Source organism: Larkinella soli (genome assembly GCF_003703975.1).
Lineage (GTDB): Bacteria > Bacteroidota > Bacteroidia > Cytophagales > Spirosomataceae > Larkinella > Larkinella soli.
The window spans coordinates 430,899-446,049 of record NZ_QTJY01000002.1; the positions used below are offsets into that span (position 1 = coordinate 430,899).

General features: G+C 53.1%; 17 protein-coding genes. 5 read left to right on the forward strand and 12 right to left on the reverse strand.

Going from position 1 to position 15,151, the window contains the following annotated elements:
* Window positions 1–154: 154 nt before the first annotated feature.
* From DX909_RS08005 to DX909_RS08030, 6 genes are all read right to left on the reverse strand, one after another.
* Window positions 155–886 (reverse strand): DUF3891 family protein, encoded by a 732-nt coding sequence (locus tag DX909_RS08005; RefSeq protein ID WP_128544623.1) that lies wholly within the window; start codon window positions 884–886, stop codon window positions 155–157.
* A gap of 89 nt (window positions 887–975) precedes the next feature.
* Window positions 976–1,482: a pyridoxamine 5'-phosphate oxidase family protein gene (locus DX909_RS08010; protein WP_128544624.1), complete on the reverse strand. Its 507-nt coding sequence runs from the start codon at window positions 1,480–1,482 to the stop codon at window positions 976–978.
* Window positions 1,483–1,892: 410 nt separating this feature from the next.
* Entirely contained in the window at window positions 1,893–2,297 is a 405-nt protein-coding gene (locus DX909_RS08015) for a four-helix bundle copper-binding protein (protein WP_128544625.1), read from the reverse strand.
* Window positions 2,298–2,329: 32 nt separating this feature from the next.
* Window positions 2,330–2,587 carry a DUF2188 domain-containing protein gene (locus DX909_RS08020; RefSeq protein ID WP_128544626.1) on the reverse strand — a complete coding sequence of 86 codons (258 nt, stop codon included), beginning with the start codon at window positions 2,585–2,587 and terminating at the stop codon, window positions 2,330–2,332.
* 221 nt (window positions 2,588–2,808) lie between these two features.
* Window positions 2,809–4,293, reverse strand: coding sequence for a hybrid sensor histidine kinase/response regulator (locus tag DX909_RS08025; RefSeq protein WP_128544627.1), 1,485 nt, complete (start codon window positions 4,291–4,293; stop codon window positions 2,809–2,811).
* Window positions 4,256–4,705: a response regulator gene (locus tag DX909_RS08030; protein ID WP_128544628.1), complete on the reverse strand. Its 450-nt coding sequence runs from the start codon at window positions 4,703–4,705 to the stop codon at window positions 4,256–4,258. Before DX909_RS08030 ends, DX909_RS08025 begins: the two co-directional genes overlap by 38 nt.
* Before the next feature lie 376 nt (window positions 4,706–5,081).
* Here DX909_RS08030 and DX909_RS08035 point away from each other — a divergent pair, with 376 nt between their 5' ends.
* The gene (locus tag DX909_RS08035; protein WP_128544629.1) at window positions 5,082–5,711 is read left to right on the forward strand and encodes a porin family protein; all 630 of its coding nucleotides are present in this window, start codon (window positions 5,082–5,084) and stop codon (window positions 5,709–5,711) included.
* Between the two features lie 65 nt (window positions 5,712–5,776).
* Here the strand turns inward: DX909_RS08035 and DX909_RS08040 are convergent, their stop codons facing one another.
* Both DX909_RS08040 and DX909_RS08045 read right to left on the reverse strand, forming a co-directional pair.
* Window positions 5,777–7,216 carry a sigma-54-dependent transcriptional regulator gene (locus DX909_RS08040; RefSeq protein WP_128544630.1) on the reverse strand — a complete coding sequence of 480 codons (1,440 nt, stop codon included), beginning with the start codon at window positions 7,214–7,216 and terminating at the stop codon, window positions 5,777–5,779.
* A 50-nt stretch (window positions 7,217–7,266) separates the two neighbouring features.
* The gene (locus tag DX909_RS08045; RefSeq protein WP_229310983.1) at window positions 7,267–7,689 is read right to left on the reverse strand and encodes a response regulator; all 423 of its coding nucleotides are present in this window, start codon (window positions 7,687–7,689) and stop codon (window positions 7,267–7,269) included.
* A gap of 1,096 nt (window positions 7,690–8,785) precedes the next feature.
* On the opposite strand from DX909_RS08045, the gene DX909_RS08050 reads away from it, so the two are divergent.
* The 4 genes from DX909_RS08050 (at window position 8,786) to DX909_RS08065 (ending at window position 12,519) form a co-directional block, all read left to right on the forward strand.
* Window positions 8,786–9,073, forward strand: a complete 288-nt coding sequence (locus tag DX909_RS08050; RefSeq protein ID WP_128544631.1) for a YtxH domain-containing protein — start codon at window positions 8,786–8,788, stop codon at window positions 9,071–9,073.
* Between the two features lie 51 nt (window positions 9,074–9,124).
* Window positions 9,125–9,472: a YtxH domain-containing protein gene (locus DX909_RS08055; RefSeq protein WP_128544632.1), complete on the forward strand. Its 348-nt coding sequence runs from the start codon at window positions 9,125–9,127 to the stop codon at window positions 9,470–9,472.
* A 928-nt stretch (window positions 9,473–10,400) separates the two neighbouring features.
* Window positions 10,401–11,078: a response regulator gene (locus DX909_RS08060; protein WP_128544633.1), complete on the forward strand. Its 678-nt coding sequence runs from the start codon at window positions 10,401–10,403 to the stop codon at window positions 11,076–11,078.
* 31 nt (window positions 11,079–11,109) lie between these two features.
* Complete coding sequence (locus tag DX909_RS08065; protein WP_128544634.1) at window positions 11,110–12,519, forward strand: HAMP domain-containing sensor histidine kinase; 1,410 nt, start codon at window positions 11,110–11,112, stop codon at window positions 12,517–12,519.
* 61 nt (window positions 12,520–12,580) lie between these two features.
* Here DX909_RS08065 and DX909_RS08070 read toward each other — a convergent pair whose 3' ends face one another.
* The 4 genes from DX909_RS08070 to aroQ are packed head-to-tail and all read right to left on the reverse strand — an operon-like array spanning window position 12,581 to window position 15,088.
* On the reverse strand, window positions 12,581–13,051 hold the full coding sequence (locus tag DX909_RS08070) for a pyrophosphohydrolase domain-containing protein (protein WP_128544635.1): 471 nt from the start codon (window positions 13,049–13,051) through the stop codon (window positions 12,581–12,583).
* A 5-nt stretch (window positions 13,052–13,056) separates the two neighbouring features.
* Window positions 13,057–13,620 (reverse strand): MarC family protein, encoded by a 564-nt coding sequence (locus tag DX909_RS08075; RefSeq protein ID WP_128544636.1) that lies wholly within the window; start codon window positions 13,618–13,620, stop codon window positions 13,057–13,059.
* A 14-nt stretch (window positions 13,621–13,634) separates the two neighbouring features.
* Window positions 13,635–14,642 (reverse strand): aminotransferase class V-fold PLP-dependent enzyme, encoded by a 1,008-nt coding sequence (locus DX909_RS08080; RefSeq protein WP_128544637.1) that lies wholly within the window; start codon window positions 14,640–14,642, stop codon window positions 13,635–13,637.
* Window positions 14,643–14,659: 17 nt separating this feature from the next.
* Entirely contained in the window at window positions 14,660–15,088 is a 429-nt protein-coding gene (aroQ, locus tag DX909_RS08085) for a type II 3-dehydroquinate dehydratase (RefSeq protein ID WP_128544638.1), read from the reverse strand.
* Window positions 15,089–15,151: the final 63 nt, after the last annotated feature.

Sequence of the window (15,151 nt, forward strand, 5' to 3'; positions counted from 1 at the left end):
TTCCGGCCGGGCGGTTCACCCGGAATACCGTCTGATGATCAGAACATTGGAAGGGGCCAGTGCCTCAAATATGAAGAAAAATGAGACAGGACGAACAGAATCGGAGGGAAAAGAACCGGGTTTTGCAAAAAATTAATACCCCGACCCGGAATCGTTACTCTTTTTCCTTAAACCGCCATACTTTTTCGATGACCGGCGATTTCTGAAGCGTTTCGTACAGTTCCTTATCGCTCTGAAAGCTAAGCTGATGCAGAAGGTAGGCTTCTACGAAAACCGAAAACTCGGGCCGGTCGAACGGCCAGGGATCGACGCCCAGGGTCTGGTTCGGTCGCTGGAAAATGTAGTAAATCGTCCCGTCCGGACCGGGGCTGATTTCGAGCCGGCGGTTGTTGTCGGGCAGACGGCCCTGGCACAGGATGAGCGACAGGGCGTCGCACCATTGCACGAAGGCGTAGGCAAACCGGGCATCGTCTTTCCGGACGTCGAGTTTCTTCAGCCAGTTCGTCTGATTCTGTTTCTGTTCTTTCAGGAAGACCGCCATCTCCGGGTTTTCCTTCTCCAGCGATTCATACAGGAAGGTCGCGTGCATCGACACCATCAGGGCATTCCAGCGGCTTTTTTCGAGGGCGATTTCGACCATGCGTTTCGCCTGTGGCACGGAGTATTCCAGGATGCGGAAGTCCATCGGCGCCCCCGCTTCGGTGAGGTGGTTCCGACCCTCCCAGGGGTCCTGGCCATCGTCGTGTTCCGTCAGGGCAACCAGGGTTTCGATCCAGCGGATGGGTCGCTTATCGGGGTGCCAGTGATTGGCGGCCTGCACGGCGAGCAGCCCGTGGGCCTGCTGATGAATCACTTCCCAGCCGAAATCCGTATTTTTTACGATCATTGGGTATAGTGTGAGGTATGGGATTTACACAAAAATGCCGACTCCCGGAGTCGGCATTCGGTTGGTTGATAACGGATTTGCTGAGAGAATCAGGACGGATTCTCGACCAGTTTGTTCTCCCCCTCCTTGTAGGTGTCGCCGGTCAGGGCGGCCCGGGCCATTTCAAACAGTCGGATCATCCGGCTGGAGGTAGAATCCCAGTATTCGGCGGTTTCGGTATGCACCTTCAGTACCGCCAGTTCCGGGTCATCCTTGCCTTCGGGGAACCAGGGTTTAGCCATCGGCGACCAGATTTCCTCAATTTTGGCACGGTCGTGCAGTTCCTGGGCCTCTCCGCTGATGGAAACGTAAGAAGCCTTGTCGGGGTGAGCGAAGGCCACATTGACCTGATAATTCCTGTCGATGTGGTCGGTTTTCGGTGAATGGGATTTAGTCAGAAACCACAGATTGCCCTCTTCATCGAACTTCATAGCGGCCATCGGGCGGCTCACCAGGCGCCCTTGTTCATTCTGGGTGGTCAACATACCGATCCGAATCTGTTCAACCAGTTCACTGACTTTCTGCATGCCCGGATCGAGCGGTTTTTTCGTTTCCATAACGTTGTGTCATCAAGGATAAGACGACTGTCGGGCAGTAATCGTCGTAGTGGATGGACTACAAACCGATTAGTGCCCGACAGCCTTGAATTGAATAAGTATATAAGGTGCCGGCTTTCAGGCTGTGGGTCTTCATCGGTATCCGCATCCGGAGCGAAACACAGTTTCTATCGTCCGTCCGGAAATTCGGATACACACCGGAAACAACTACGTCGAAAAGGATCGGATCCGCCTGGCAATATTGGACTCCCCGCCCCTGATACCATTCCCCTGCTTTCGCTCGTGATGGCTGGATTGCCTTCCTGACGTCCTTCCGGTGCTGATGGCCCCGCCGGTTGTTCGACCGGCACCGATTTGAACCCGATTTCAGGCAGCGGAGATCAGTGACCTCCGGCCCGGTCCGGGTGCTGTTAATTGTAAAGCATCTCCTGACGGCCCAGGGCGTCGAATAAGGTCCGCGAAATTTCGGATTCGCGTTCGGGCCGGCTCGTCATGTCCAGAATAGTCATGCAAACCCGGATGCACTGGCGGCAGACCGATGCGATCTGGCAGGCCCGTTCCAGGCTCATCCGCTCACATTCCTCGGCGCATTTTTCACAGACTTCGATGCAGGTTTTGGCGACCAGACGCGTGTTTTCGGAACCGCGAACGTACAGCATCGCCACCTGACGACAAAGATCGGAGCAGTCGAGACTTAAAAAGATACAGCGATACAGTTCTTCAATGTCCTGCTGGCGTGAACATTCCGTTGCGTACTCATCACACACCGTGGCGCATTCAACCAGCGTGTCGTAAACGTTTTTCTTCCAGATCATAACGGTATTAAACTAAACTGGGTTTTAAATTCTTATGAAACAGCCTGTCTTTGCCCACCCAGACTATCCATCTGGCGATCATCCCAGACTCCCTGGGATCTCATCCCATCAGCTTCCGTGATCCGGCGACGAGCCCAGGAGCGCGCTTCGCAAATGCTGGTCAGAATGACATCATGCTTATCGAGGCCGCCCTGTTCCAGCAGGGAATTAGCAATCTCGATGGCTTTGGCCCGCACGCTTGGAGTGAGGGATCGCATGGCTGCCGGGAAGTGAGTCTGGCTCCAGATCATGGCTGTGACGTCTTATTGGTACCGGCTATAGTGAGATTTTTATGCCAGTCTGGCGGGGCCGGGAAAGATGCCTAAATCAAAAAAGCCAAAGACCTGAATGTCACAGGTCTTTGGCTTTTTTACCTTTGTTAAATCCAAATAAACAGTTGACTTGCAGAGCGATGGATGTAGAATTCACACGCGTCAGTGTGTATAAAAATACACAGCCCGCCACACCCCGTTTATTTGGGAAACAGTAAGCGAAACGTAGTGCCGGCCCCTACCTGGCTCTCCACTTCGATCGAGCCCCGGTGGCTGTTGATGATGTTCTGAGTGGTGGTCAGGCCCAGGCCCATCCCGCCCTGTTTGCCGGTAAAGAAGGGGTCGAACAGCCGCTGGCGGTTTTCCTCCGAAATACCGGTCCCATTGTCTTCCACGACGACCATGACGGCGCGGTCCTGCAGGGGCTGGGTCCGGACGGTCAGGACGCCTTTTTCGTCTTCCATAGCCTCCACCGCGTTGATCAGGATGTTGAGCAGGGCGGTTTTGAACTGCTCCTTGTCGAGCGGCACCGCGCAGTCGTCCGACGAAAAGTCGGTCACGAGCTTCATGCCTTTCAATTGCAGCCGGTCATTGACCAGAAACAGCGTCTCCCGGACGGCATCGTTCAGGTCGTTGGGCTGAAGTTCCAGTTCCCGCGGCTTCGAGGAGTTGAGCATTTCGGTGATCAGCTGCCCGATGCGCTCGGCGTTCCGGCGAATGATGCTGAGGTAGAGCGTCAGGCCGGGGTCATCATCAGGCAGGTCTTCCTTCAGCTGTTCCAGCGCCAGATGCAGATTGGTCAGCGGGTTACGGACCTCATGCGCGATGCTCCGGGCGATCTTGCCCGTCATGCTGAGTTTTTCGGCGATCAGAATGTCACGCTGGGCTTTTTTCTGCTGCGTCACATCCCGAACGATGGCCTGATACCAGGTAATGGCTCCGCTCTTGTCGGTGATGGCAACCGCCGACAGCAGGCAGTCGATTTTCTTCCGGTCCTTGCTGACCAGCACGATTTCCATATCCTTGACCTGCTCCGACTCGGCGATGCGGTCCCGGATCTGATCATAGACCGCCGGGTTCTCAAACAGCTGTCGGATGTCCATCTGCCGCAGTTCATCGATGCCGTAGCCGGTCAGGTTCCGGAACGAAGGATTGATTTCCTGAAAATCGAAATGCCGGTCGGTGACGAAAATGGCGTCGATGGAACGCTCGAACAGCGAGCGGTATTTGTTCTCCTTTTCCGCCACTTCGCCCATGATCTCCGACTGGCGGAGGGCATACCGGATACTGCGTCCGAGCAGCTGCGCGTCGATGCGGCCTTTGACGAGGTAATCGGCCGCTCCCAGCTTCAGGGCCGAATAATCCACTTCCAGATCGTCCTGGCCGGTCAGCAGGATCATGGGAGCCAGACAACCCACCTTGAAGGCTTCCTGGATCAGTTCGATCCCGGTCCGCTCGCCCAGCCGGTAATCGACCAGATAGACGTCGTACTGATCGTCGCAGACGCGTTCCAGGGCATCGTCGAATTCACTGACCCAATCGAGCTGGATGTTGGCATTGTCGCGGGTTGAAACCAGGGTTTTCGTCAGAACAAAATCGTCTTCGTCATCCTCAACCAGAAGCACCCGGATGGTCTTTTCCGGCGCACTATCGGGTTGAGTCGTCTGGTAAGGAAACGGTGTCAATCCAGTATTTCTTTATGGTGGTCGTAATATCCAGCAAAGTTCCAAAATCGAACGGTTTGGAGATATACGAGCTGACCCCCAAATCATAGGTCCGCAGGATATCTTCTTCGGCCGTAGAGGTCGTCAGAACGACGACCGGGATCTGACGGAATTGTTCGTTCGCCTTAATTTCGCGAAGGGCCTGAATTCCGTTTTTTCGGGGCATATTCAAATCCAGTATTATCAGGCTGGGACGGGGCGAAGCGGCATACGGTTCGCGCTGATGGAGATAATCCATCAGTTCTTCTCCATCCTCTACAAAACACAACTGGGCCTGAAGGTTGGATTCGCGAAACGCCTGCTCGAGCAGCATCCGGTCGTCGGCGTCGTCATCAGCAATTAATATACTGGTTTTAGGTTGCTTGCCAGTCATTCTTCTCAATCAGGTTAAATGATACGAAGCACTCGTCAGATTTTCTGTAACGGCTCTATACTCACAAGTTAGTAACAAGATCAAAAACCGTTAGTTTTTTTCACGGCGAAATGATTAAGTATATACGTTCCAAAACCTGCAATTTAGCCTTATTTTACGTCATCCTCAGCAAAATCTTTCTTGTAATATTCCACACTCTGTAGAATCCGATCTACACCCTGCTTCAATGCCGACGCCCGATAAATCCAAAATCAGAGGAAATTTCATATATTTATGATCTTGATAATCAGCCACATATTACAAAATTCGCTAACCTTCTTCTTGATTTGGCACAAAATTGTTGGTATGCTTTTCATACAACCAACTCTGTTTTCCTATGAAAAGACCGATCAATAAACTGTTACTGGCTTCGGCCGTGCTGGGCAGCCTTTTTATTTCGAAAGCGAACGCGCAGACCACTCCCCGGACGGGAATTAAAGGCGGCTTGAACGCCAGCACGTTATATCTGAACAACGTGGACGACCGAAACGAACGCATCGGGTTTCATGTAGGCGTATTTACGCAGATACCGGTCGGCGAGTTTTTTGCGGTCCAGCCGGAGCTTCAATATACGACCAAGGGAGTGTCGGCCCGGTATAACCTTCTGGGCTACGAAGGAAAAAATACTTTCAAACTGAATTATGTCGAACTGCCGGTGCTGGCAACCTTCAAGCTGGGCAATTCGGTGGATCTGCAGGCCGGTCCTTACGTTTCTTATCTGGCCAACGCCAAGGTTGCGACCGACGGCGATCTGGGCTCCGGGCTCCGGGACATCAGCCGGGAAAATTTCAATGCATTCGACTACGGGGTGGCCGGAGGTCTGAATATTTACTTCGGATCGGCTTTTCTCGGGCTGCGCTACGGGCAGGGTCTTCAGCCGGTAGCCAATGACGGCGGGGCACGTTTCCTGCTGGGGAAAGCCAAGAACGCGGTCGGACAGATTTCGCTGGGCTTCTCACTGCGGTAATACCATAAAAAAGGGAGACGGCCGTTTCGGTCCCGTCTCCCTCTTCTTCCGCTTCCGGCTCTCCGTCAAAGATGAATGTCGTAAGCCTTCAGTTTGTTATAAAGTGTTTTCCGATCGATATTAAGCACTTCAGCGGCTTTGGTTTTATTATAGCCGGTTTTTTCCAGCACCTTGATGATGGCGGCCCGCTCGGCGTTCTCGGAAACGGATTTCAGGTTATTGGCCGGCACCGTGGCTGAAACCGGCGAACTGGTATCTTCCGCCAGATAGGCCGGCGAAATAATTTCGAACGGCAGACACTCCAGGGTAACGGTGTCTCCCTGCGTCAGCAGCACCGCCCGTTTGATGACGTTCTGGAGTTCGCGCAGGTTTCCGTGCCAGTAATACTCCTTGAGCTTCTCCTTTACCTCTTCATCAAAGCCGATCACATTCTTTTCCAGCTGGTTATTGGCCAGTTCAAGAAAATGCTCGGCAAAGATCAGAACATCGGCCTTTCGCTCGCGGAGCGGGACCAGGTCGATCCTGAACTCGTCCAGACGGTGAAAAATATCTTCCCGGAAGCGTCCCTGGCGGACGGCATCACGAAGATCCTCGTTGGTGGCTACCAGAATCCGGACGTCTACCACAATGTCGGTGTTGCTCCCAATACGCCGAATCCGTCGTTCCTGAAGAACGCGCAGCAGTTTGATCTGGTTTTCGTAGGAAAGGTTACCGATCTCATCCAGAAACAGCGTGCCGCCGTTGGCTACCTCGAAACTACCGACCTTATCGGCCATGGCCCCGGTAAATGAGCCTTTGATATGCCCGAACAGTTCACTGCCGGCCAGTTCTTTGGAAAGGGCTCCACAGTCGATGGCCACGAACGGCTTGTCGGCTCGTTTGCTTTTCTGGTGGATGGCGTTGGCCACGAACTCCTTCCCCGTCCCGGTTTCGCCGGTGATGATCACCGACATGTTGGTCGGGGCGATCAGGTCGATGTGTTTCTGGAGCATTTCGGCGGCCCGGCTTTTCCCGAAAATAAACCGCCTTCCACCGGTAATGACGGTCGACGATTTAGCCGTCCGGTTCACGACGGGTTTTACAGGGGTGACCACCGGTGCTTCCTCGTCTTCTTCCGAAACCGCCGTCACATTCAGCGACTGGGTTCGGCGGTTGAGCGCGCTTTTGATCGTATAGAGGATTTCGTCTGGATACAGCGGTTTGGTTACATAATCATACGCACCGTGCTTTACCGTCTGTACGGCCATCCGGACGTCGGAGTAGCCGGTAATAATGATAACTGCGGTCGACGAATCGAGGATTTTGATTCGGCGCAGCATTTCAAGCCCGTCAATATCAGGAAGTTTAAAGTCGCATATAACCAGTTCAAACGAATCTTTTCTTAACAGGTTCAATCCGTCCTCTCCTCGTTGAACAGAAGCCGTCTTATAGCCTTGTTTTGATAAAAACCGTTCCAGAAGCAGGCATATATCCGTGTTATCGTCAACGATTAGGATTCTTTCCATGCTGGGACAGCTACAATGCCCGATTACAATTAACCTGGGTATAAAGTTAATTAAACTTGGATATATTGTAAAGCCTGCTCGACGGTCTTCCGGTTAAAAGGTTTGCCGATGAAATAGTCGGCTCCTTCCTGGGAAGCGCGCTTCCTTTCGGCGATTCCGTCGAACGCACTGATCATGATCACTTTGGTTTCATTTCCGTTTGTTCGGATGTAGGAAAGCAATTCGAAGCCTACTCCATCGGGGAGACTGAGATCAAGAAATACGGCATCATAGGTTTGCTGGGCCAGGCGCTGGCGGCCTTCTTCCAGAAAGTTGGCGCAGGTCGGCTGGTATCCCATTCGTTTCAACAGACCGGAAAGCAGGAGGCAAATATCTGCTTCATCGTCAACGATGAGAACTCGTTTCGTATTTGTCATATTTGTAACTACCGGCTGATAACTACCGCCAGTTTGCCAGCCCCGCGTTCTTTCCACGTTTCGGTTCGTTAGTATCCATTGAATTCATTATATCAAAACATAATACGAAATAATGTGCCTAACTCTTCCGGAGAGGGCGTAATTCCCTTCGAAATGCTGTAATAACAATAAAACCGGCTTCCCAAGGCCGAAAAAGACCCCGGGTCTGATTAAACGGTAGCGTGTTACCGCCAGTTTAAATATTTTCATATTTGCGTAACAGACGTGATTTTTCTACACTTTCCTCTACACCTGTAGAACTATCTCCACACCCGGCCCGGTCGCCGGCTGAAGAATCAGGTCGGTGAAAGTATAAATTTTTCCAGAAAGCATTTAAAAATCAGGCGTTTATTGTGCTTTTTATTGACACTTTTTCCCTCTCCTGCCTTTTGGCATAACTTTTTCATAAATAATAGGCAAAAGCATCTGTCTCAACGTTACTTTCTGATTGCTCAACGTTATGGGAAACTGCTTTTTAATCTTGCCCTGACACGGATTTCAGTCTGATACCCGGCAAAACCGGGGCCTGACAATTTCGGAATCGGCAACGCCATCCACATCGTAAACTGCCTTTCCCGGCAAATGTTCTGAAAGGAACACCCGGTGTGGAGTTTTACCGATGCACATCATTTAAAAACGCCGTTGGCCTCAGGCTCACTGCGCTTGGAGATACTACAAGAGTGGTACGTTTAGGTTTAGGTGGTTTCATTTTAGGTTAAGTACAAGTTACGGTGGGTACGGAATCCCTGCACCAATTTGAGTGCAGGGATTTTTTGTTTGGGGCCGGGGCGTTTAGCCGTTGGGGTGTTCTGGCGATAAAGCGTTTGGGACTTGAGGTTACTCCTCCATTACCTGCGCTTCCCAAACGCTCCAACTCCTTGACTCCCCAACTCCAAAACTCCCCAACTTCTTTCTACAATCTGTAGAATTTGTTCCTCAGCCGGCGTTTCCCGGGCCGGACCACACACAAAGTAAATCTCTGCATAAAACCCTGAAAATAAATAGCTTGTGATCAAAACTATACCCCGCCCAACAGTACTGGTATGAAATTTTCTGTATTGGTTGTGCCCTCAGGGAAGGGCGATCATCGTTCACTTTAACCGTTTTGATCAGCATGAAATCGAACTTCAGTGGTCTTGTGGTGGCTCTTCTGGCCGGCGCCGTCCTGGGCGTTCTGATGGCCCCACGCAGTGGCAAGGATACCCGCAAGAGAATCACGAACGACACCGACAAGTTTCTGAAAGACTTACAGGACACTATTACGTCGGGTTTCGACAGCATCAAGAGTCAGTATGAGGATACCCGGGACAACCTGGCCTCCAAATACAACGACGTGGTCGATACGGCTGCCTCGCGTTCCAAAAGCGCCATCGAGCGGACCGAGCGCAATTCAAAATATTAATCATAACTTTGTAACACTTCCAGAGTTACGAACCTTAAAATCGGAAACACCATGAGAAGCTCAAGAGATTTTCTGTTAGGATTTATTACGGGGATTGCAGCCGGGTTGCTCACCGCCCCCAAAAGTGGCCGTGAAAGCCGCCAGTGGATTCAGGATGAAGCCAACCGGCGCTCCAAGGATCTCCAGGATCAGTGGAGTAAAGGGGTAGAGCAGGTGAAAACCCAGGTAGACCAGGTAAAATCCCAGGTAAACGACTGGACCACCAAGGCGCAGAACGCCGTGCAGGGCAACCAGGGGAATCAACCCAATAAAGACCAGTTCAACTCGAACGTCGATAATCTGGCCGACAAAGCTCACGAAGGCGTAGACTCCGCCAAGCAGTCGATCAAAGCAGAATAAGCAGAAGTCTGATTTACTCAACGTCATGAAAAGTGCGGCCCGGCAGGAATGTCGGGCCGCACTTTTTTATGCTGTCCAATAACCCGGAAGCCATCATCCGGGCGTTTTTAACCCGCTTTTAAGAAAAATTGGCAGCAGAGGCCGCCAGTCACCGGAAAACGCCCGGGATTTAAGCCTCATTTAACAAGGGTTTAACAACCGTTTAACCGGGCCGCCCTAATTTTGGAAGGTCAAAAGCAGTAACCTTCCAATAACTTTCTAAAATTAATCGCTTATACGTATGGCCCGCAATTATCGTTCTTCCTTTGAGCCGGATGCCTGGCTTCGCCTGCTGGGTGGCCTTGTGCTGATCATTACGGCCTACAGTTGTGGTGCTTAAGTAAATTTTTGTACGGGGTCGAACCGGCAAGTATTTTTTATCAAAATTTTTAAGAAATTGAAGTGGTATTGTTCTTGCTGTTAACAAATATTATATTTGCGTAACAATTTGTAGTTACATTGAAAATTGACTCCTTTCACTTTGGTGTAGGATAAAGATAAGACAGCCTAAGCCTGAACGGGCGGCTGTTTTTAAATGGTGTGGATATAGTCGGAAAGCTATTCGGGAATGCCCGGATAGCTTTTTTGTTTTCAGGCACGCTGCTTCGTCTTCTGATTTCACCTCATTTTAACCTGTCTTTAACTAAGCTTTAATGTACCAGGGGTATTTTTGATTCATCGAATTTCCGATGTGAGTTAGCGAACATCTTACAAAGGGAAGGTTGAACGTCAAGGCAGGTGCTTCATACCATCCGCTTTGAAATGGTGTGGATAGGATGAAAAAAGCTACCTGGAGTTAGATTCCGGGTAGCTTTTTTGTTTATTTGAGTTATATAAAGGAATTTTAATAGATCAGTCTTCATTTTTGGGCAACCACCATTTTACGGTTATGAAAATCCTGGTAGTGGAAGACGAGCCTAAACTCGCTTCATTCGTTAAGAAAGGGCTGGAAGAACAGTCGCACGAAGTAGACGTCGCCTTCGACGGCCAGATTGGAAGAACGATGGCCCTGAGCAACAACTATGACGTTATCGTCCTGGATGTCAACGTCCCGAAAATGAACGGCTTCGATATTGCCCTATCGCTGCGTTCCGAACACATTAAGACTCCGATTCTGATGCTGACGGCCATGGGTTCGCTCGACAATAAGGTGGCCGGTTTTGAAGCCGGGGCCGACGACTACCTCGTCAAGCCGTTCGAGTTTCGCGAACTGCTGGCCCGGCTCCGCGCCCTCAGCAAACGCAGCATCGATACCAGTTCGCCGTCCAGCCTCCTGAAGGTGGCCGACCTCGAACTGGACCTGAACGAAAAGATCGCCCGGCGCGACGGCAAACGGATCGAGCTGACGGCCAAGGAGTTCGCCCTGCTCGAATACCTCATGCGGAACCGGGGGCGGGTCGTTTCCCGGGTCGATATTGCCGAAAAGGTCTGGGATATCCACTTCGACACCGGAACCAACGTCATCGACGTGTATGTCAACTTCCTGCGGAAAAAGATCGACAAGGATTTTCCGGTAAAATTGATTCATACGGTAATCGGAATGGGCTACATGCTGAAGGAAGAGTAAGTCTCCCCTCCTCTTTACCCACGGCCGACCTATGAATATCCGGACCCGACTGACCGTCCTTTTTGCGCTGCTGGTGGGCTCGATCATCCTCCTGTTCTCCCTGACCATCTATTATCTCTTCGACCAGTACCGGGAGCGTGAATTTTACGACCGCCTTCACCAGAAAGCCATCACCACCGTCCAGCTGCTGGAAGACGTACCTGAAGTTACCGAAGAGATGCTCCGCCGGATCGAGGTGAACTATATGGCGCTCTACCGGGGCCACGTGACCATCTACCAGACCGACAACCGCATCCTTTATACTACGGACTCCAAACCGGAGATCGTCTCTCCCCAGTTTCTCGAGCAGGTGCGGAACGGTCGGGAAATCTTCCAGCGGAACGGCGAACTTGAAATGCTGGGCGTCCGGTATATCGACCACCGGAAGCAGGTGCTGGTGGTGGTGGCGACGGCCATCGACCGCTACGGCTTCTCTAAACTTGAATGGCTGCGGGAAATCCTGCTCATCAGCTGGCTGTCCAGTATGGTGATCGTGCTGCTGGCCGGCTGGTTTTTTGCCGGAGACGCCCTCAAGCCGGTTTCCGACATCATCGATCAGGTCAACGCCATCTCGGCCACCAACATCCATGCCCGGCTGCGGATCGGCCGGGCCAGGGACGAACTGGCCAAACTGGCGGCCACCTTCAACGAAATGCTCAACCGGCTGGAGGATGCGTTCATCCTTCAGAAAAACTTCGTTTCCCATGCCTCCCACGAGCTGCGTACCCCCCTGACGGTGATGATGGGCCAGGTAGACGTCGCGCTGATGCAGCCCCGCAGCGAAGCGGAGTACCGGCAGGTGCTGGAGGGCGTTCTGGAAGAAGGAAAAAAGATGAATAACCTTGTCAACGGGCTGCTGGAACTGGCCCACGCCAATTCCGATGCGGCTACCATTTCCTTCCGGCCGGTCCGGGTCGACGAATTGCTCTGGCACGGCCGCGCCCTCCTGACTCAGAAGAATCCCGAATACCATATCGAAATCGAATACGAGCAACTGCCTGAAAATGAAGAAGATCTGATCGTTCTCGGCGAGGAAGCGCTGCTTCAGATGGCCTTCCAGAACCTCATGGAAAACGGGTGCAAATATTCGCACGACCACCGCATCGTGATCACCCTCGTGGCGGAAAACGACCACATCCGGCTGAACTTCACCGACCACGGAACCGGCATACCGCCCGACGACCTTCCCCACCTCTTCGAACCTTTCTTCCGTTCCGAAATCACCTCCGGCGTGTCGGGCCACGGCATCGGGCTGGCCCTGACCCACCGGATCATCACCATTCACAAGGGCCAGATCGACATCGAGTCCACCCTTGGGCAGGGAACTACCGTCCGGGTGGCGCTGCCCGCCCTACAGCCCAGTTCGGCCCGAAAACCGGTTGTGTACGAACTCGATAAATAGCCGTTCAGTCTGTTGGATCGGCCCCCATAACCGATCCGATCATCGACGACCACCCGCTTTGTCAATTCCGCTTCAGGACAGCTTCGAGATCGGCCGGTGAATAGTGGATGTTTTTCAGCGTCTTCTGGTCGGCCGTCCGGTAGACCAGGTATTTCCCCTCCGACTCGACATAGTGGCAGTCGACGCCCTTTTCCCGGTAATGCCGGACCGTGGCTTCGGCTTCCTCCACCGACAGGCAAGCCTTGCTGAGGTTGGAGCGCTGGACCTCGTCGAACAGCGCCTTGAACTGCCCGCCCAGACCAAATTCCAGCACCGCTCCGGACAGCACATACTGAAGGTCGCAGAGCGCGTCGGCAATCCCGACCAGGTCTTTTTCCAGAATGGCTACCTCCAGTTCCTTCAATTCTTCGGCCAGCAGGGCCACCCGAAGCTGACAGCGGGTTTCAGACGGTATTTCCGGCTTTTCCAGAACCGGGTGATGAAAGGTACGGTGGAACTCGGCAACGGCGTTCAGTGAATCTGGTGACTGCATATCGGTTAAAAGTTATTCTTAAACAGTTTGATGGCGATGGCGAGCAGGATGATTCCGAACACCTTTCTCAGGATATTGGTGCCGCCCGGACCCAGCCGGGTTTCGATCCAGGCCGACGATTTCAGCACCACGTAGATCAGGATCAGATTGACCAGAATTCCCATCAGGATATTCGAAGTCGCATACTCGGCCTTCAGCGACAGGATGGTAGTCATGGTGCCGGCTCCGGCAATGAGCGGAAAGGCAATCGGCACGATGTGCGACGCTCCGGCGGTCTGCTGGTCTTCCTTGAAAATATTGCGGCCCAGAATCATTTCCAGCCCGATCAGAAAAATAACGATCGCCCCGGCCACGGCAAACGAGGATACGTCGACGCCGAACAGCTTCAGCAGCGACTCGCCCACAAACAGAAATGACACCATCAGCAGGCCCGACGCCAGCGTCGCCTTTTCGGACTCGATCCGCCCCACCTTCTTCCGGATGTCGATGATCACCGGCAGGGAGCCGACGACGTCGATCACCGAAAACAGAATCAGCGTAACCGATGCGATTTCTTTGATATTGAGCATAATACAGCTACGACTCAGCGGCCGTAGGTTCGTAAAAAATCCTTTAGGACGGTGATCTCGCTTTCGTCGATCGCCGGAAAGTTGGCAATGCGGAAGGTGGTATTCTTCCAGTCGCCGTAGCCGTTGCCGATCGTGATGCCGGCCCGGAGTGCTTCGGCTTTCACGGCCCGGATGGCCTCTTCTTCTCCCAGCACGGCGATGACGGTATCCGACCGGTGTTCGGGCTGGTCGATCAGCAGGTTCCACCGGGTTTCCTCTTCGATGAACCGGTACCAGGAGGCCGCCCGCTGCCGCAGCACCGCATCCACGGTTCCGATGGGCGGCACCTGCTGTAAGACCCTCATCAGCAAATAAATACCGAGACTGTTGGGCGTATAGGGCGTCTGAAACTTCTCCATGTTTTCGTGGATGAACAGCAGGCTGTTGTAATACTGCCGGTCGCCGATGATCCGGGCCCGTTCCAGGGCCGCCGGCGAATAGATCATCAGACCCAGACCGGGCGGCAGCCCAAGGCATTTCTGCACCGAAGCGAACCAGACGTCGGCCAGCCGCCAGTCGAAGGCCAGTCCGCCCAGCGAGGAGACGGCATCGACGGCGATCAGGCCCGTAAACTGCTCCCGAAACTGCTTCAGGGTTTCCATGCGGACCTGCGTTCCGTTGGAGGTTTCATTCTGCACCACGCAAAGGACGTCCGCTTCTCCCGGCATGAGAGCGGGTTTAATCCGGTGGGCGTATTCCATCCATTTTTTCCCGAACGCCCCGCTGTACGGATGCAGGCTGTTGGCGACGGTCAGCGACTGGGCGACGATCTCCCAGCACTCGGTGGCCGAAGAGACGAAAAAGATGTGGTATTCCTCCGGCACGGCCAGTTTTTCGTGCAGCAGCCGCAGGGTCTCTTTCACGATGTCCATGAAACCGGAGCTGCGGTGATTCAGACTCACCACCCCCGACAGCACCGCTTCCTGCGCAAAACCGGCCACGGCAGGATATACCTTCGAAGGACCGGGATAAAATGTGATCATAGCCAACTCCTTACCTCTTAAACTCCCAGACTCAACAGATACCGCACCGCCAGTTCATATCCCATCAGGCCCAGGCCGACGATGACGCCCCTGCACTTAGCCGACAGGTAGCTGTGATGGCGGTAGGTTTCGCGGGCGTGGACGTTGGAAATATGGACCTCCACGGCCGGCGCCGTTACGGCGGAGAGGGCATCGGCGAGAGCAATGGACGTGTGCGTCAGCGCCCCGGCGTTGATGACGATGCCGTCGACCGAAAACCCGAGTTCGTGAATCTTGTCGATCAGTTCTCCTTCATGGTTCGACTGAAAATACCGGATCTGAATGTCGGGAAAGACCAGTTCGACGGTTTGAAGGTAGTCGACGAACGAGCGGTTTCCGTAGATTTCCGGCTCCCGCTTGCCCAGCAGGTTCAGGTTCGGGCCGTTCAGGATGAGAATTTGTTTCATGAGAGGAAGCGGTTTTCTTTGTAGTTCCAGCGAAGGCCGCAGGGCCGAAACCGCCGGAGCGAC